The organism is Vibrio fortis, from assembly GCF_024347475.1.
In the GTDB taxonomy this organism is placed as follows: Bacteria; Pseudomonadota; Gammaproteobacteria; order Enterobacterales; family Vibrionaceae; genus Vibrio; species Vibrio fortis.
The window spans coordinates 145,742-163,913 of sequence record NZ_AP025487.1 but is presented as its reverse complement, the minus strand read 5'-3'; the positions used below and the strand labels follow the sequence as shown (position 1 = coordinate 163,913).

The 18,172-nt window shown below is 46.6% G+C and carries 16 protein-coding genes and 1 riboswitch; of the genes, 9 read left to right on the top strand and 7 right to left on the bottom strand.

The window, feature by feature from the left end; translation table 11 throughout:
• Positions 1–59: 59 nt before the first annotated feature.
• Entirely contained in the window at positions 60–1,733 is a 1,674-nt protein-coding gene (locus OCV50_RS00720; RefSeq protein WP_261903430.1) for a methyl-accepting chemotaxis protein, read from the bottom strand.
• 207 nt (positions 1,734–1,940) lie between these two features.
• Between OCV50_RS00720 and coaBC the strand changes: the two genes are divergently transcribed.
• The 3 genes from coaBC to OCV50_RS00705 all read left to right on the top strand — a co-directional run bounded on the left by coaBC (position 1,941) and on the right by OCV50_RS00705 (position 5,026).
• Positions 1,941–3,158: a bifunctional phosphopantothenoylcysteine decarboxylase/phosphopantothenate--cysteine ligase CoaBC gene (gene coaBC, locus OCV50_RS00715; RefSeq protein ID WP_261903429.1), complete on the top strand. Its 1,218-nt coding sequence runs from the start codon at positions 1,941–1,943 to the stop codon at positions 3,156–3,158.
• 285 nt (positions 3,159–3,443) lie between these two features.
• Entirely contained in the window at positions 3,444–4,034 is a 591-nt protein-coding gene (gene slmA / locus OCV50_RS00710) for a nucleoid occlusion factor SlmA (protein ID WP_032551139.1), read from the top strand.
• Between the two features lie 23 nt (positions 4,035–4,057).
• Entirely contained in the window at positions 4,058–5,026 is a 969-nt protein-coding gene (locus tag OCV50_RS00705) for a Kdo(2)-lipid IV(A) acyltransferase (RefSeq protein WP_261903428.1), read from the top strand.
• Positions 5,027–5,118: 92 nt separating this feature from the next.
• Here OCV50_RS00705 and pyrE read toward each other — a convergent pair whose 3' ends face one another.
• Both pyrE and rph read right to left on the bottom strand, forming a co-directional pair.
• A complete protein-coding gene (pyrE, locus tag OCV50_RS00700) occupies positions 5,119–5,760 on the bottom strand; it encodes an orotate phosphoribosyltransferase (protein WP_255231678.1) in 642 nt (213 codons plus the stop codon).
• A gap of 106 nt (positions 5,761–5,866) precedes the next feature.
• Positions 5,867–6,583 (bottom strand): ribonuclease PH, encoded by a 717-nt coding sequence (gene rph, locus OCV50_RS00695; RefSeq protein ID WP_261903427.1) that lies wholly within the window; start codon positions 6,581–6,583, stop codon positions 5,867–5,869.
• 251 nt (positions 6,584–6,834) lie between these two features.
• Here rph and OCV50_RS00690 point away from each other — a divergent pair, with 251 nt between their 5' ends.
• Complete coding sequence (locus OCV50_RS00690) at positions 6,835–7,701, top strand: YicC/YloC family endoribonuclease (protein WP_261903426.1); 867 nt, start codon at positions 6,835–6,837, stop codon at positions 7,699–7,701.
• Between the two features lie 51 nt (positions 7,702–7,752).
• Here the strand turns inward: OCV50_RS00690 and OCV50_RS00685 are convergent, their stop codons facing one another.
• Positions 7,753–8,247 (bottom strand): hypothetical protein, encoded by a 495-nt coding sequence (locus OCV50_RS00685; RefSeq protein ID WP_261903425.1) that lies wholly within the window; start codon positions 8,245–8,247, stop codon positions 7,753–7,755.
• Complete coding sequence (locus tag OCV50_RS00680; protein ID WP_261903424.1) at positions 8,238–9,068, bottom strand: transcriptional regulator; 831 nt, start codon at positions 9,066–9,068, stop codon at positions 8,238–8,240. The genes OCV50_RS00685 and OCV50_RS00680 overlap by 10 nt, the downstream gene beginning before the upstream one ends.
• A 308-nt stretch (positions 9,069–9,376) precedes the next feature.
• On the opposite strand from OCV50_RS00680, the gene OCV50_RS00675 reads away from it, so the two are divergent.
• Positions 9,377–9,943, top strand: a complete 567-nt coding sequence (locus tag OCV50_RS00675) for a porin family protein (RefSeq protein ID WP_261903423.1) — start codon at positions 9,377–9,379, stop codon at positions 9,941–9,943.
• Between the two features lie 81 nt (positions 9,944–10,024).
• Here OCV50_RS00675 and OCV50_RS00670 read toward each other — a convergent pair whose 3' ends face one another.
• Together OCV50_RS00670 and OCV50_RS00665 are read right to left on the bottom strand one after the other, a co-directional pair.
• Positions 10,025–10,450 (bottom strand): phosphate-starvation-inducible protein PsiE, encoded by a 426-nt coding sequence (locus tag OCV50_RS00670; RefSeq protein ID WP_239842231.1) that lies wholly within the window; start codon positions 10,448–10,450, stop codon positions 10,025–10,027.
• A gap of 177 nt (positions 10,451–10,627) precedes the next feature.
• Positions 10,628–12,001, bottom strand: a complete 1,374-nt coding sequence (locus OCV50_RS00665; RefSeq protein WP_261903422.1) for an NCS2 family permease — start codon at positions 11,999–12,001, stop codon at positions 10,628–10,630.
• 58 nt (positions 12,002–12,059) lie between these two features.
• Positions 12,060–12,159: riboswitch (purine riboswitch) on the bottom strand.
• A 303-nt stretch (positions 12,160–12,462) separates the two neighbouring features.
• Between OCV50_RS00665 and gmk the strand changes: the two genes are divergently transcribed.
• The 4 genes from gmk (at position 12,463) to recG (ending at position 18,146) form a co-directional block, all read left to right on the top strand.
• Positions 12,463–13,086, top strand: coding sequence for a guanylate kinase (gene gmk / locus OCV50_RS00660; protein WP_239842229.1), 624 nt, complete (start codon positions 12,463–12,465; stop codon positions 13,084–13,086).
• A 116-nt stretch (positions 13,087–13,202) separates the two neighbouring features.
• The gene (gene rpoZ, locus OCV50_RS00655; RefSeq protein ID WP_004741437.1) at positions 13,203–13,475 is read left to right on the top strand and encodes a DNA-directed RNA polymerase subunit omega; all 273 of its coding nucleotides are present in this window, start codon (positions 13,203–13,205) and stop codon (positions 13,473–13,475) included.
• A 58-nt stretch (positions 13,476–13,533) separates the two neighbouring features.
• Positions 13,534–15,657 carry a bifunctional GTP diphosphokinase/guanosine-3',5'-bis pyrophosphate 3'-pyrophosphohydrolase gene (gene spoT, locus OCV50_RS00650; protein ID WP_261903421.1) on the top strand — a complete coding sequence of 708 codons (2,124 nt, stop codon included), beginning with the start codon at positions 13,534–13,536 and terminating at the stop codon, positions 15,655–15,657.
• 410 nt (positions 15,658–16,067) lie between these two features.
• Complete coding sequence (recG, locus tag OCV50_RS00645) at positions 16,068–18,146, top strand: ATP-dependent DNA helicase RecG (protein ID WP_239842227.1); 2,079 nt, start codon at positions 16,068–16,070, stop codon at positions 18,144–18,146.
• Positions 18,147–18,172 lie beyond the last annotated feature (26 nt).

The following is an 18,172-nucleotide window of genomic DNA, read 5'->3' as shown; positions in this document are numbered from 1 at the left end:
CGTATTTGACTTTCGTTTTTTTCGTTAACCACTACTTTTCTGTGTAATTGAGCGATCCATCAAAGCTTGAAGTTTCCGACCAGATCATTAATTTCAGATCCTGACTGCGACAACTGGGTGCTGATGCCTTCTGCATGTTGAAGGGTGTCATTGATACGATTGACGATTTGCTGAATCGCCACTAAGTTCTGGTTGATATCCTCAGCAACCGCACTTTGCTCTTCTGCTGCCGTGGCGGTTTGAATGCCCCTGTCTCGAATCATACCAATAGAATGATGCACACCAGACAGTGACTGCTGGATCATTGATGACTCTTCAACCGTCTTCACGCCACGCTCTTGACTGGTTGCCATAGTGGTGACCGCTCTTGAGACGCCCATTTGCAGCTGCTTGAGCATATCGCCAATTTCGTGGGTACTGTTCTGGGTTCGACTTGCCAATGAGCGAACTTCATCAGCAACCACAGCAAAGCCACGACCTTGCTCGCCTGCACGCGCAGCTTCTATCGCCGCATTCAGTGCCAATAGATTGGTCTGCTCAGCGATTTCACCAATCACATCGAGCACTTTGGTAATCTGCTCGGTTTGTTGACTCAACTCTGCAATTGCATCAGAGGTACTGTTCACTTCATCAACCAACTTACTGATACCATCAATCGCTTGATCGACTTCGCGCTGTGCCTCAGTAACTTGCCCGTTTGCATCATCAATCGCCTGCGCCGTGGCATTGGTGTTACTTGCGACCTCTTTTGCCGTCATGCTCATTTCCGTTACAGCCGTCACCACCTTATCGGTTTCAAGACAGTGATTTTGCATTTGAGCACTGGCTTGCGAGGTTTGCTGATCCAATTGCTCAGAAACGGTTTGTACTGTGTCCGCAGAGTTTCGAATATCCTGCATTAGCGGATGCAACTTATCCATGAACTCATTAAATGCCGAGGCCACCTCACCGACTTCATCTTTACTTTCAATTTTCAGACGGGCCGTTAAATCACCGCCACCCGCAGCCACATCTTGTAAAGACGCCGCAATATGCTGCAGTGGTTGAATACCTTTAGAAACGATAATACTCGTAAGCACGCTAGTGATGATAAGGCCAATGACCGAGATGGTTACCGCAGAGAGCGTATGTTCATTCAACTCTTGAGTGCGCAATTCACGCTGCATCGCCACTTGCTGATCAATATCATCGATATAGATCCCCGTACCCAACACCCAGTCCCACTTAGATAAGTACTCGGCGTAACCGAGTTTTGGCGCTTGTGCATCAATGCTTGGCTTATGCCAAGAGAAATAAAGAAAACCATCACCGTTTTTAGATGCATCAATCAACCCACCAATTACTGCTACGCCGTTTTCATCCTTCAAACCGATAAGATTTTTGCCTTCTAAAGATGGCTTAATCGCATGCAGCGTATTGACCCCTTGCGAGTCATACGCAAAGAAATAACCATCACTTTCAAAGCGCATCGCTTTTAAGATTTCTTTTGCCGCTGCTTTGTTATTGCCATTTACGTCCGTATCGTAAAGCGGCTTTATCGCGGTAATACCCATCATCATATAGGCTTGCAGCTCTTTCTTACGTGTGTCGATCAGCTCTTGTCTATCTCGAGCCAGTTCTGCTTCTAAGCTATTACTGCCGTTGATGTAATAGACCACCGAGATCAATGTGGTGATCAACAACAAAGGGATCAGAGTCACCAACAGCAATTTACCTCGACTTTTCAATACCATTTTATTCCACTACCTCATTATTGTTATTTTTCCCCTTCTATCTTCCAGAGCGGGCAAAGATTGTCTGTGAAGTAAGCAAAGGTTTTATATAACGCTCAGCAATTAATATTCTGTAGTTTGATATCGATTAGCTTCTCATCAGATTTGCGGGGGCGATGAAAGATTCAGTTGTGCTAAACTCATCGCCAGAAAAATTGGAGATCTCACATGCAAACACTAGCAGGAAAGAAAATTCTACTCGGCATCAGTGGCGGTATTGCCGCGTATAAATGTGCGGAGCTAACTCGTCGTTTAATCGAAAGAGGCGCACAAGTCCAAGTGGTGATGACGCACGCGGCAAAGGAATTTATCACCCCACTCACCATGCAAGCTGTCTCGGGTAGACCAGTGTCTGATAGCCTGCTTGACCCAGCGGCGGAAGCCTCTATGGGTCATATTGAGTTGGCAAAATGGGCTGATCTGGTGCTATTGGCGCCTGCAACGGCGGATTTGATTGCTCGTATGACTGCGGGCATGGGTAACGACCTGTTGACCACACTTGTTCTTGCAACTGACGCACCAGTCGCGGTATCTCCTGCAATGAATCAACAGATGTATGCGCACCCCGCAACGCAAGAGAACATCGCAACTCTAAAGCGCCGTGGTTGTCATATCTGGGGCCCAGCTGCGGGTGAACAAGCGTGTGGCGATGTCGGTATGGGTCGAATGTTAGAACCGATGCAGCTCGTTCATCGCTGTGAGAGCTTCTTTCAACCAAAGCCTCTTGAAGGCCGCTCGGTACTGATTACTGCAGGCCCAACCCGTGAAGCCATTGACCCTGTTCGCTACATCTCTAACCACAGCTCAGGCAAGATGGGTTATGCGCTGGCGGACGCTGCGGCTAAGCTTGGTGCGACAGTTACCTTAGTAAGCGGCCCGGTTGCATTAGCAACGCCAGCGAGTGTCACTCGAGTAGATGTCGAAAGCGCACAACAGATGTTCGATGCTGTTATGGGCTCAGCACCACAACACGATGTCTTCATTAGCTGCGCTGCCGTCGCCGATTACCGCCCTCACACCGTAGCTGATCAAAAACTGAAGAAGGTCGACGGTACCGATGACATGTCTATCGAGATGGTGAAGAACCCTGATATCGTCGCTTCTGTGGCTAGCATGACCCAAGATCGCCCGTTCACCGTTGGCTTTGCTGCAGAAACTCAAGATGTCGAGAAGTACGCGCGTGGCAAACTGGTGAAGAAGAACCTAGATATGATCTGCGCCAATGATGTTTCAGTTGAAGGGCAAGGCTTTAATAGCAACAACAACGCTCTGAACCTTTACTGGAACGACGGTGATAAGTCACTTCCGCTCGAGAGCAAAGAGGCACTAAGCTTCAAGATCCTAGAACAGATTCAAGAGCTTATACCAATTACAGTAAGTAAGTGATCAGAAATAGCGTAGGAAAAACGCTTGAGAACAAGGCAGAGTTTTTCGATGAGTAGCTATTCTACAATCAAAAACTCTAACGAAGTTATCGAGCGTTTTAACAAGCTAGGTCGAGCAATTATTTGCTACGATTGGTATTTTTGAGGCGTAACCGCATTTTTGCGCTGACAATACCCTGACACCTCTCGATTCTGTTGACCTAATGCTTACAGAACTAGGAACAGAATTGATTGGTGTTTATAATCCCCTTCACTCATCATCCTCTCTATCAAAGGAAGTAAACAGATGGCTGGTACCCGTAAATCAAACCGTCGTGAAGAAATTCTACAAGCGCTTGCTCAAATGCTGGAATCAGCAGAAGGCGCATCTCGCATCACAACGGTGAAACTGGCCAAGCAGGTCGGCGTATCAGAAGCTGCACTTTATCGTCATTTCCCAAGTAAAGCGCGCATGTTTGAAGGGTTAATCGAGTTCATCGAAGAAGCATTAATGTCACGCATTAATCGCATCCTTGATGAAGAGAAAGATACCTTAGAGCGAATTCGATTGGTGTTACAACTGATCCTTGTTTTCTCAGAACGTAACCCTGGCCTGACTCGTATTTTGTCGGGACATGCTTTAATGTTTGAAAATGAGCGCCTACGCGATCGCATCAACCAACTGTTCGAGCGTATCGAAACGCAACTGCGTCAGATCCTACGCGAGCGTAAGATTCGTGAAGGCAAGTCTTTCCCTGTGGATGAAAGAATTCTCGCAGCTCAATTACTTGGTCAGGTTGAAGGTAGCCTCAATCGCTTTGTGCGTTCAGACTTCAAATACCAACCGACTGAAAACTTTGATGCCTACTGGGCGCTACTGAGTGCTCAAATTAAATAAATTCATTAATCTAAGCGGTGCTTATGACGACACAAACCAGTTCGACACAACACGTAATCACCAAACCACCTTTTCAGCTTTCGCTACTGCACCCTAAGTATTGGGGCGTTTGGTTCGGTTTTGGCTTGCTTGCCTTCATTGTTAATGTGCTGCCTTATCGCGCACTACTGATGATTGGCCGCTCTCTTGGTGCACTTGGTGCTCGTTATGGCAAAAAACGCGTTGCGATCACTGCACGCAACCTAGAGCTCGCATTTCCAGACAAGCCAGCAGATGAAGTCGATGCCATGGTGCAAGAAAACTTCAAAAATACCGGTATGGCACTGATCGAAACCGGCATTACTTGGTTCTGGCCTACGTGGCGCTTTAAGCGTCTGCTGGTAGACAAAGACACCCAAGCACTGCGTACCCACCAACAGAATGGTAAAGGTGTACTGCTGTGCTGTGTTCATGCCCTCAATCTAGAGATCACCGCTCGAGGAATGGCCGTACTGGGTATTCCAGGGCTTGGCGTATATCGCCCACACAACAACCCTGCTTACGAATTTATTCAGTACCGTGGTCGAACTCAAAATGGCAACCGCTTAATTCATCGCAAAGACGTTAAACGCATGATCAAAGTGCTACGCAAGGGAGAGATCCTTTTCTACCTGCCAGATCATGACTACGGCCGTAATAAGTCGGTATTTGTGCCATTCTTTGCCGTTGAGGATGCTTGTACCACCACTGGCACCAGTATTTTGGCTTACACCAGTAAGTGTGCACTGGTTCCGGGTTCGGGTTTTAGAAATGAACATGGGAAGTATGAGATCATCGCTAATGAGTCCGTGGAAGCCGATTACCCGCAAAAAGATGAGAAAGCCGCAGCGGCCTACATGAACCGCTACCTAGAGAAAACCATCTTAAGAGCTCCAGAGCAATGGATGTGGCTGCACAAGCGCTATAAGACTATGGAAGATCCAGAGGTGCCAAAAGGCATTCGCTACAAATAAACTAATTCGTTACAAATAAACGATGACCAAAAAGAAAGGGGCTGATGATTCATCAGCCCCTTTTGCATTCTATATTCTAAACAGAAATCGTATTAAATGCCGTACTCAGCGCGGTACGCTTTAACCGCTTCTAGTTGCGCTGCGTCTGTGCCCTTCTCTTCAAGGAAAGTCACTAGGTCAGTCAGGCTAACGATTGAGATGATTGCACAGCCGAAATCGCGCTCAACTTCTTGAATCGCAGATAACTCGCCTTTGCCCTTCTCTTGACGGTCTATCGCTACCAAAACACCTGCTAGGTCAGCACCGTTCGCTTGAATGATTTCCATTGATTCACGAATCGCAGTACCTGCAGTGATCACATCGTCCACCAGCATGATACGACCTTCCAATGCGCTACCTACAAGGTTGCCACCTTCACCGTGATCTTTCGCTTCCTTACGGTTAAAACAGTAAGGCGTATCGACATCGTGGTGATCGGCCAGTGCGACAGCTGTTGTCGTCGCGATTGGAATACCTTTGTATGCAGGGCCAAACAGTACATCGAATTCAATGCCTGAGTCTGCTAGTGCTGCTGCGTAGAAACGGCCTAGACGCGCTAGGTCACGCCCTGTGTTAAACAATCCAGCATTGAAGAAGTAAGGGCTCTTACGGCCAGACTTTAAAGTAAACTCACCAAACTTAAGTACTTCTTTCTCTAGTGCAAATTCAATAAATTCACGTTGATATGCTTTCATGCTCATCCTCTATGTTTACTCAATAAAACTTAACTTACGCTCTGTACCACCCTTTCAGGTTTTACAGACAAAAAAATAGCTCCTTATGAAAGGAGCTATCTAGAAACTATTCTGCCAACGCCGACTTCTGCGCTTCAACAATATCGGCAATGCCCTTATTCGCCAGGGCTAGAAGCTGCATCAGCTCTTCGTGGCTAAACGGTTCGCCTTCTGCGGTGCCTTGAATCTCAATCATCTTACCGTCTTCCGTCATTACAACGTTCATATCGGTATCGGCTGCTGAGTCTTCAACGTATTCAAGGTCACATAGAGCTTGTTCACCAACGATACCCACTGAAACTGCCGTTACGTGGCCTTTCATTGGATTCGTTTTAAGCTTACCGTTCTCTAACAGGTGGTTAATCGCGTCAGCCATTGCGACGCTCGCACCAGAGATAGACGCAGTACGTGTACCGCCATCTGCTTGGATAACATCACAATCAACCGTGATCATGATTTCACCCATCGCTTTTAGATCAACCACAGCACGTAGGCTACGAGCGATCAGACGTTGGATTTCCATCGTACGACCGCCTTGTTTACCGCTCGCTGCTTCACGACGGTTACGAGTGTGCGTTGCACGTGGCAGCATGCCGTATTCAGCCGTTACCCAACCCTTTCCTTGACCTTTCAACCAACGCGGCACGTTCTCTTCTACCGTCGCGTTACATAGAACCTTGGTATTACCAAATTCAACCAGCACAGAGCCTTCAGCATACGCTGTGTAGTTACGAGTAATTTTAATTGGACGAACTTGATCTACGGCGCGGTCATTTGGACGCATAAGTATCTACCTTATTAGTCTTATCTTTAGGTGTTTAACTATTGAAAGTGTCTGTCACCTAAGAAAGGGGTGAGACAAATTGGATTGGGGCGAGATTATATAGCAGTTTGCAGTGCAAAGCTATTTATCGTGAAGCTCCATCTTTCCCAAAAAGCAGCTCAACCTAAAAAGCAATGGGCACACACAGCACCTCGTATCATGATACTATGCGTGCGCGTTATTTTCAGAATGATAAAAGACAGGAAAATTCGATGATTTATAGTATGACGGCATACGCACGTAAAGAAGTGAAAGGCGATTGGGGTACAGCAGTGTGGGAAATCCGCAGTGTAAACCAGCGCTACCTTGAAACTTACTTCCGCATGCCAGAGCAGTTCCGTGGCCTAGAGCCAATCCTTCGCGAGCGTTTTCGTAAGCGTCTAGCACGCGGTAAAGTTGAGTGTAACCTGCGTTTTGAAGCGAACCCAGCAGCAAAAGGTGAGCTAAGCATCAACGAAGGCCTAGCACAACAAGTGATCAATGCAGCGAACCAAGTAATGGGTATGACTGGCGAAGAGAGCCGCCTGAACCCATTCCAAGTAATGAACTGGCCTGGTGTGATGGAAACGCCTGAGCAAGACATGGATGCGATCAACAAAGATTTGCTCGCTGGTTTTGACGAAGCAGTGAAAGACTTCATTGATGCACGTGGCCGTGAAGGCGACAACATGAAGGCTCTTATCGAGCAGCGTCTAACTGCAATCACAGAAGAAGTCGTTAAAGTTCGTGCACGCATGCCAGAGATCCTAGAGTGGCAACGTGAGCGTCTGCTTAACAAGTTTGAAGAAGCGAAGGTTGAACTTGAAGGTGCACGAGTTGAGCAAGAGCTTATCTTACTGGCTCAAAAGTCTGACGTCGCTGAGGAGCTAGACCGCCTAGATTCTCATGTGAAAGAAGCAACGAACATCCTGAAGAAAGGTGGCGCATGTGGCCGTCGTCTAGACTTCATGATGCAAGAGTTCAACCGTGAGTCGAACACGCTAGCGTCGAAATCTATCAGCACAGACATCACAGCATCAGGTGTAGAGCTGAAGGTTCTTATCGAGCAGATGCGTGAGCAAATTCAAAACATTGAATAATCTATTAGGCACCACCTAACGTGATTCGAAAATAGCTCCTGTCATCAGGGGCTATTTTTTATAGCAGGTATAATTCCTCTCTTCTGCATGCCCATGGCTAAACAGGAATAAGTGCTCACCTTTCACTTTGTACATCAATTCAATTTTAGCTCTGACCAGAGAGTTCATGTCGCGTACAAATACATCACCATTTGTTGGCTTTAAATTCCAGTCAATGTGGTGATAAGCGACCGATAAAAGGCCATTCTCAGCGGTATAGTCCGCCTCATAATAGACTTCGTAGGGCTCAATTTTCCCATCGAGGTTTTTTAGGTGCCCTTTCTGAAAAATCAGCAAACTGTTGTTTGAGGTGAACTCTAGAATAGAGCGGTCGGCAATCTCTTGATAACCGCTATAGCCTTGCGTGACAAAACCCTCATCAAGCTGCACACACGCCCAGCGGGTCCCCGCCAAGTGTTGCTGCTCAAATTTCCATTGATACAGTGCTATAGCGATAACACTAACAAAGAGTGCGATGTTGAAAGCGATGATTGTTTTTAACCGCATATTGCTCTCGCCCTCTTAATCGCTTTAACGACTGTCGCTGGGATCTGCTCGATCGTCACTGAGTGATTCACATAGCTGGCGTTCTTACTGCCATGTTTTGCAAACGCGAAAGCTTTAATCAGATAAACACCATCGTCATAAGCCGACTCTGCAACTCGCAGATACACATCAGCATGGCAAGTAGGAAGAGACTGCGTCGCCAACTCATACGCGAGAAGCTGTCCGTCACTGATCAAATATGCGCTGTCATGAAGGTAAAAGTCGGTCGCACCAACTTGAAAATGTTGATAATCGCTCGGTTGGATAAAGTCTGGCTTTCTTATAAAAGGTTTAGCCAGCAATATAAATATCAGACAGGGAAGCAGAAGCACTGTTACCACGCCATGCCACAAATACTTGCTCTCTTTTTCCTTGATAGGTTCGCTGACTTTGCTTGACGCTGCCGGGGTAACATCGCTCTCGTGGCTTACTCGAATTGTCCGCTCTTCGACCTTCTTTTTCACAGGCTCTTCAGCGCAATGGATTTCAAGTACGTAGCCAATCTTACTCACGGTTCTGAGAGTGACGTCAGTTGCGCCTAACTGTGTGAAGTTTTTTCTTAAACCAGAAATGACATTAGTGATCGCTTGGTCGGTGACTAACGCTCCCTCCCAGCATGTTTCAAACAGACACTCGCGAGTAACGTGGGTACTTTGGTTTTCTAGCAGCAAACTCAATACGGCATAGGGTAGCGGGCGCAATTGGATACTCTCGCCTTCCACACTCGATAATGTCCGAGTGGTAGGCTCAAGGATCAAATTGGAAAAATAGACTCTATGCATAAGCTCACTGTTACTAGAATTTGAGCAAATTTCACTCAAAAATATACCGCGGTGATTATGATCCTATCATTACTGACTCTGTGGTGTAAGTGGTAGTCTGAAATCTACTACCAATTCAAAGAACAGTGCCAATGAAAAATACACCATTAAATATATCAATAACTTATGTAATAAATATAAAAATAAATAAAAGAAAAACCGTCAATAAATCGACAATTCATGAAGTTTAAATGAAATCCATCTTTAGTTTTATATCGATATTGAACACACAATGCACACTGTTTTTTATCCCCAATGAGATGTATATAATGAAAAAAGCAGTGATCCTTCTGGCAGCATTTTCTGCCTTTGCTGGTGCCCAAGAACAAGCCGTTGAAAAAGACGTATCTGGTTTTTATCTAGGCGGTGGTTTCGGTACTACAACTTATGATGATGACGTGTCTGGTTCAATCCTAGAAACCAATGATTCTTCATTTAAGCTTATTGGTGGCTACCAATTTAACCGTATCGTCGGTGTTGAAGCACAGTACACAAAGTACAGTGATGTCACTGCACCTCGCACTCCTCTTAAGATTGAACCAACAGGGATCTCTATTGCAGCTAACCTTGGTTATACATTCGATAGCGGCTGGCGCCCATTTGGTACCGTTGGTCTAACTCAACTTTCATTCGATACTAATGGCTATGGTAGCGATGATGAGACAGCGCTGCGTCTAGGTGCAGGCGTTGAATACACGCCAGCAAGTCTTGAAAATCTAAACTTCCGCGTTGCTTACGAAGTTGATACTTTCAGTGTTGATGTAGACAATTGGCTATATGATGACGTTACTATCCAACTTGGTTCGTTCTACGCTGGAGCAACTTACAAATTCTAACAATGAACACTTAGTTGGCTAGAAAATACAAAGGGCGACTCAATGTCGCCCTTGTTGTATCTGTCTGGATTTAAATCTCAATCACTCGTCTGGCTCTTTGGTTTGTCCATCGACATAAGGCCAGTAATGATGACCTACACGAATCAATAGTGTCGCAGCCGCAAGAATGAACGCCGCCACCGCTAGCCAAACCACCAAGACCGCATCCAACTCCTTCATGCCTAGCGTGATATAACGCGCAATCGCCATCATTGCGATATAGATAGGATATCGAACGGGGATCTTACCGTTCATCACAAACTGCTGCACCATCGCCAGCACTTCAAGATAGATAAACATCAGTAGGATGTCAGTCAAGAGAACGCGCTTTTCAGCAAACACATGCATGAACTCTTCAACCATCGCAAACAGGGTCGCCAACGTAATGGCCACCAGCAGTACGGCTTCAAGAATATGGAATATCTTCAAGAAAGGTCGACTAAAACCTTTTGGTAAATGAGAAGGCATAAACACTCTAATTACTAATTAAACCAAACATTACAATAGCATGCCTATATCAAAGTGGCGCTATCTGTTATCACCAACTTTAGGCGTAGAGGGTGGCAATAAGATTAAAAGTTCTGGAATCTTCAACGAAAAAAATGGCCCTGCGCAGTGCAGAGCCATTCTTAAAATCTGATTCGATTACAGAAGCAGTAGATAAACAAGGAACACCACTGATAGTCCGTAAATCAATGGGTGCACGTCTTTACCCTTACCCGCGACAACCATAGTAAATGCGTAACTAATGAAGCCCATCGCCATGCCGTTCGCAGGAGAGAAGCTCAGTACAGTGAACATAATGGTGAAGAAGGCTGCGATACGAGACTCTTTCTTCTCCCAGTTAATCTGACCAAGGCGACCCACCATATAGATGCCCACCACGACCATCGCCGGCGCAACCATAGCCGCCGAGAAAATAGAGAAGATTGGGTATAGGAACAGCGAGATTAGGAACAAGCCTGCAACCATTACTGCCGCCAAACCTGTTTTCGCACCTTGAGAAGAAGCAATACCTGACTCAGAGAAAGCCGTAATTGAAGTGGTACCCAGAACAGAACCAATCACAGTGCCGCCTGCGTCAGCAACCAATGCCGATTTCGCGTTTGGCACTTTGCCGTCTTTATCAATGATACCCGCGTCACGACCAACACCCACAATGGTGCTCAAGCCATCAAAGAAGTCGACAATCAGGAAGATAAGAACGATGAACAGCAGATCAAACATCTTCTCTGCCGTGAAGGCTGAGAAATCAAAGATCGCACCGAAGCTGCCCGCCATGCTTGGTGGCATAGAGATTAGCTCATCTGGAATGGGCGCATTCGACGTACCCATAAACAAATCAGCAATGATCGTCAGTACAATCGCAGATACAAACGAGATAAACGTCGCTAGCTTGATGTCACGAACCATACAGCCAAGCGCAATGAAGATACTCACATAAGCAATGATCACTTGTGGGTCTGAGATGTCACCAAGGCCAACCAGTACAAATGGGTTAGAAACAATGATGCCTGCATTTTTAAGACCCAAGAACGCGATAAACAAGCCAAGCGATACCGTGATCGCCAGTTTCAGGTCTTCTGGAATCGACTCAATCATCGACTTACGAATATTGGTCAGAGAGAACGCAAGGTACAGAATACCCGATAGGAAAATACCAAATAGCGCTTCATTCCAAAGCACGGCAACAGAGCCACTTAATAATAGGCCTTTAAAGAAGCCGTTCATGCTCATGCCCGGTGCCAGCATTACTGGGTAGTTACCCCAAATACCCATGATTAGGGTTGAGATAGCCGCCGCCAAAGCCGTTGCTGTAAATACCGCGCCTTTATCCATGCCAGGAATGCCACCTAAGATAGCTGGGTTCACCGCTAGGATGTAGCTCATCGCCAAGAAAGTAATAAAACCTGCGTATAGCTCGGTGCTAATGGTGGTCTTTCTTTCAGAAATCTTAAACAGAGAATCTAGCGAACCAGATGAGGTGTTTTGGGCCTTAAGGGTGGAATCGGTACTCACAACAAAACCTATGCAAAAAATAAGAAATTGAAGATTCAAATGCTGTGAGAAAAAGAGAGGTTTCTGCACTAAAAACTGTAGTCACCAAGATAGGCTCGGTAGTAGAAACATCTAGTCCATATCACTAGATATATACAGCATTTAATCGTTTGCGCGGATTGTAAGGGTTGAGATTAAAACTTCAACAAATTTTGTCTGGATCACATAAAAAAGTGCTGATGGCCACTGATTGCATTTCTACGAAGATCCTTGAGAAGATCATTTGCCAATAAATAACGATCAAGCCAGTTGTTCTGAATCATTGAAATATGCTACTCTTCGCCTCCATTTTTCTGACCTAATTTTCACCACATTGCGTGTACACTGTGCACAGCAGAGGTGAGCAAGAGTTCGGTCAGTGCTATCTTTTATAGTGGAGGGCAACACCTTCACTCAATCCAACCAACAGTGGAAACATACAGATGGGCAAAGGTACTCTTTACATCGTATCTGCACCTAGTGGCGCAGGTAAATCGAGCTTGATCTCAGCAATGCTAGAAACCAATCCAACCTACGCAATGAAGGTATCTGTTTCACACACCACTCGCGGTATGCGCCCTGGTGAAGAAAATGGTGTTCACTACCACTTCGTTGAAAAGCATCACTTCGAAGATCTTATCGCTAAAGGTGAGTTCTTAGAGTATGCCGAAGTGTTTGGTAACTACTACGGTACTTCTCGCGTATGGATTGAAGAAAACCTAGACCGCGGTATTGATGTGTTCCTAGATATCGACTGGCAGGGTGCTCGTCAGATCCGTGAACAGATGCCTCAAGCAAAGAGTGTATTCATTCTTCCACCATCAAACGGTGAGCTAGAGCGTCGTCTAAATGTTCGTGGTCAAGATAGCGCAGAAGTTATTGCGAAACGCATGAGCGAAGCGAAGTCAGAAATCTCTCATTATAATGAGTATGACTACGTGATCGTGAATGATGACTTTGATGCAGCCCTTATGGACTTCAGAGCTATCATTCGTGCGGAGCGCTTAAAAGAAGATAAGCAAGCAGCAAAATACAGCGGCATGCTTACTGCTCTACTGGCGGAATAAGCTAGCAAGGCTAGATTTTCCATTGAGATAAGTATACGGTGATCTAGAAAGTCTCTAGTTAAACTTGTATACTTTCTCGTCATTCAAAATTTATTAGTTAACTATTTGGAGTCCTCATGGCACGCGTAACTGTTCAAGACGCTGTTGAAAAAGTTGGCAACCGTTTCGACCTAGTTCTTATTGCGGCTCGCCGCGCTCGTCAAATGCAAACTGGCGGTAAAGATTCACTAGTGCCTGAAGAAAACGATAAGCCAACGGTTATCGCACTTCGTGAAATCGAAGAAGGTCTTATCACTAAAGACGTACTAGATGCTCGTGAGCGTCAAGAGCAACAAGAGCAAGAAGCAGCTGAGCTTGCAGCAGTAAGCAGCATCGCTCACTCTCGTTAACTCTTATTCGCAAAAGCGTCATTGTTATTCGAACTAATTAACCTTCCGGGCCTTTAATTTGTATCTATTCGATAGCCTCAAAGACGTTGCCCAAGAATACCTAACAGAGCCTCAAATTGAGGCTCTGCGTCAATCTTATGTGGTAGCGAGAGATGCCCATGAAGGGCAAACCCGCTCAAGCGGTGAACCATACATTATCCACCCTGTTGCTGTTTCACGTATCCTGGCTGAAATGCGCCTTGATATCGAAACACTCCAAGCAGCCCTACTCCACGATGTAATTGAAGATACTGAAGTTACAAAAGAAGAGTTAGAAGCGCAGTTTGGTAACACAGTGGCGGAGCTTGTTGATGGTGTTTCTAAGCTGGATAAGCTTAAGTTTCGTGATCGCAAAGAAGCGCAAGCAGAGAACTTCCGTAAAATGGTTCTCGCCATGGTGCAAGACATCCGCGTTATCTTGATCAAATTAGCAGACCGAACACACAACATGCGTACGCTCGGGGCACTTCGCCCAGATAAAAAGCGTCGTATTGCACGTGAAACTCTAGAGATCTACTCTCCTCTTGCTCACCGTCTTGGTATCCATAACATCAAGACTGAACTAGAAGAACTTGGCTTTGAAGCCCTTTATCCAAACCGTTACCGAGTTCTTAAAGAAGTGGTGAAAGCCGCTCGTGGTAACCGCAAAGAGATGATCCAACGTATCCATAGCGAGATTGAAGGTCGCCTTGAAGAGGTTGGCTTACCTGCTCGTGTATTTGGTCGTGAAAAGAACCTGTTCTCCATCTACAACAAGATGAAAACCAAAGAGCAGCGTTTCCACACCATTATGGATATCTACGCATTCCGCGTCGTCGTAGACACTCCAGACACTTGTTATCGCGCACTGGGTCAGGCTCATAGCTTGTATAAGCCTCGTCCGGGTCGCATGAAAGACTACATTGCGGTACCGAAAGCCAATGGCTATCAGTCTCTGCATACATCAATGATTGGTCCTCACGGCGTTCCTGTTGAAGTACAAATTCGTACCGAAGACATGGACCAAATGGCTGACAAAGGTGTTGCGGCGCACTGGTCTTATAAAGGCAATGGCACTCGTAGCAATGGCACGACCGCGCAAGTGAAAGCTCAGCGCTGGATGCAGAGCCTACTTGAGCTTCAACAAAGTGCCGGTAACTCGTTCGAATTCATTGAGAACGTTAAATCTGACCTATTCCCAGACGAGATCTTTGTCTTCACACCGAAAGGTCGTATCGTTGAGCTGCCAGCAGGCGCAACAGCCGTCGACTTTGCTTACGCAGTCCATACTGACGTTGGCAACATGTGTGTTGGTGCTCGTGTCGACATGAACCCGTACCCGCTAAGCAAAGCCCTGAAGAACGGTCAGACGATCGAAATCATCAGTGCGCCGGGTGCTCGTCCGAATGCAGCATGGCTCAACTATGTGGTGACCTCTCGTGCTCGTACTAAGATCCGTCAGGTTCTTAAAACCATGCGTCGTGAAGAGTCTGTCACCCTAGGTCGCCGCCTGCTTAACCACGCACTGGGTGAACACTCGATTGGCGATATTGCGCAAGAGAATGTTGAACACGTTCTGTCTGATCTGCGCCTTGAGTCGATTGAAGACCTACTGGCTTCGATTGGTCTGGGTGAGCTGATGAGCATCGTGATTGCACGTCGCCTGCTTGGTGATGCTGACGAGCTAACAGAAGTGAGCAGCGACAGCGATTCACCGAAGAAGAAGCTGCCTATCCGCGGCGCTGAAGGTTTACTGCTGACATTTGCCAACTGTTGTCACCCAATCCCTGATGATCACATCATTGCCCATGTGTCTCCAGGTCGTGGTCTTGTGGTTCACCGTGAAACATGTCCAAACGTCCGTGGTTACCAAAAAGAACCAGACAAGTACATGGCGGTTGAATGGTCTGACGATTACGACCAAGAGTTCACAGCTGAGCTTCAGGTCGATCTACAGAATCACCAAGGTGCACTGGCTGAATTAACCAATGTTATCTCGAAAACGGGCTCTAACATTCACGGTATCTCAACTGAGGAACGTGATGGGCGCTTGTATACAGTGACAATCTTGCTGACCACGAAAGATCGTGTACATCTTGCGAGTATTATGAAGAAGCTGCGTGTTATGCCACACGCGCTGAAGGTAAGACGTCGTAAGAACTGATTCAAAATAAGATGAGAGATTCGAGATGGCGAGATGCGAAGAGCAAATGACTTCGTAACTCGCCACCTAAATTCCACATCTGTTTTTAATTTTTTGAGTCTAGATAGATAAAGTAGATGAGAGATACGAGTCTCGAGATGCGAAGAGCAAAAGCTTTTCATCACTCCACTTTTCGTATTTCGAGTCTGCTTTAATTCTTTATATTGCTTTGATCTTTTCGTTTCTCGTTTTCCCGAATCTTGCATCTGCTCTTATCCTTTTGCATCTCGCTTACTCGCATCCCGTATCCGCCCTCAATCTCTTCGCATCCCGTTTACCCGAATCTCTCATCTGCTCTTTCGCTTTATCCTGTACAAAAATCCAGTAAAATGCTTGAATAGACGATATCCATTACCGTCGTGAGCCTTGTTATGTCACAGCTTTTATCTGCTATTCCTCTTAACTCTTTGTCTGGAGTTGGCGCAAAGGTCGCCGAGAAACTGGCAAAGGTTGGGTTGAACAACGTACAAGATCTACTGTTTCATCTGCCACTGCGTTACGAAGACCGCACACGCATCTACCCAATTGCTAAATTGCATGCTGGGATCTGGGCGGCAGTGCAGGGCAAAGTGATGAGCGTCGATACCATCTTTGGTAAACGCAAAATGCTGGCGGTAAAAATCAGCGATGGCAACGGCACCATCACCCTGCGTTTTTTCAACTTCACCGCAGGGATGAAGAACAACTTTGCGGAAGGCAAACAGGTTCATGCCTACGGCGAGATTAAACGTGGCGGTATGGGGCTGGAGATCGTCCATCCAGACTACAAGTTCTTTGCACCAAGGCAACAGCCCGATGTAGAAGCAACCCTGACTCCGGTTTACCCAACGACCGACGGACTACGACAAGTCACTCTGCGTAACCTCACTGATCAAGCACTAGAGCTTATCGATAAGGCGGCAGTCAATGAGCTACTTCCTTCTGGTCTATACGATCACCAGATCACGCTGGCACAAGCACTGCATACTATTCACAGGCCGCCTCCAGGGATCGACCTTGAACTGTTTGATGAGGGCAAGCATCCTGCCCAACTTCGTTTGATCATGGAAGAGCTGCTCGCACAAAACCTCTCTATGCTCTCGGTTCGTAGCAAAGGGCAGCAAGACAACGCAATACCACTGCCGCCAGTACATACACTCAAAGACAAGCTACTCGCACAGCTGCCGTTCTCACCAACCAATGCACAAGCACGAGTAGTGAAAGAGATTGAGGGCGACCTAGAGAAGCCGCACCCGATGATGCGCCTAGTACAAGGTGATGTAGGTTCAGGTAAAACCTTGGTTGCTGCACTGGCGGCGGTTCGCGCTCTAGAGCATGGCCAACAAGTGGCGCTGATGGCACCAACCGAACTTCTAGCAGAGCAACACTCGATCAACTTTGCTAACTGGTTTGAAAGTATGGGTATTCAAGTAGGTTGGCTCGCGGGCAAACTGAAAGGCAAAGCTAAAGAGAAAGAACTTGAGCGAATTGCCAGTGGCGAAGCGCAAATGGTGGTCGGTACCCACGCCCTCTTCCAAGAGCATGTTGAGTTCAAAAACCTTGGTCTGGTGATCATTGATGAGCAGCATCGATTTGGTGTCCACCAACGACTAGAGCTACGTGAGAAAGGCGCGAAACAAGGTTACTACCCTCATCAGCTAGTGATGACAGCAACACCAATCCCGCGAACCTTAGCAATGACCGCCTATGCGGATTTGGAAACCTCAATTATTGATGAGCTTCCGCCCGGTCGAACCCCAATTCAAACCGTCGCCATTCCTGATACCAAGCGTGATGACATTGTTGAGCGTGTGCGCAACGCCTGTCTCAATGAGGGCAAACAGGCTTATTGGGTGTGTACTCTGATTGATGAATCAGAAGTATTGGAAGCACAAGCCGCAGCGGATACCGCAGAGGAGCTGCAACGCAAACTACCTGATGTAAAGATTGGCTTGGTTCATGGCCGAATGAAACCCGCTGAGAAGCAAGCGGTGATGCAAGAGTTCAAAGAGAACAAACTGCATCTGTTAGTTGCAACTACGGTGATTGAAGTGGGTGTGGATGTGCCGAATTCGAGCTTAATGATCATCGAGAATCCAGAACGTCTTGGCTTAGCGCAGCTGCACCAATTACGTGGTCGTGTTGGTCGTGGCTCAGTCGCCAGTCATTGTGTATTGCTGTACCACTCACCGCTGTCTAAAACCGCTCAGAAACGCTTAGGCGTATTGCGTGAAAGTAACGATGGTTTTGTGATTGCACAGCGTGACTTGGAGATCCGAGGCCCAGGTGAACTGCTAGGTACCAAACAAACAGGCTTAGCGGACTTTAAGATTGCTGATTTGGTTCGCGACCAACGCCTGATCCCTGAAGTACAGCGCATCGCTCGTCACATTCACGACAGCTACCCAGAGAATGCTAAAGCGATCATCAACCGCTGGTTAGGTGAGCGTGATGTTTACTCTAAGGCGTAGTTCCTTCTCATAGTTGAGGTTCAAAA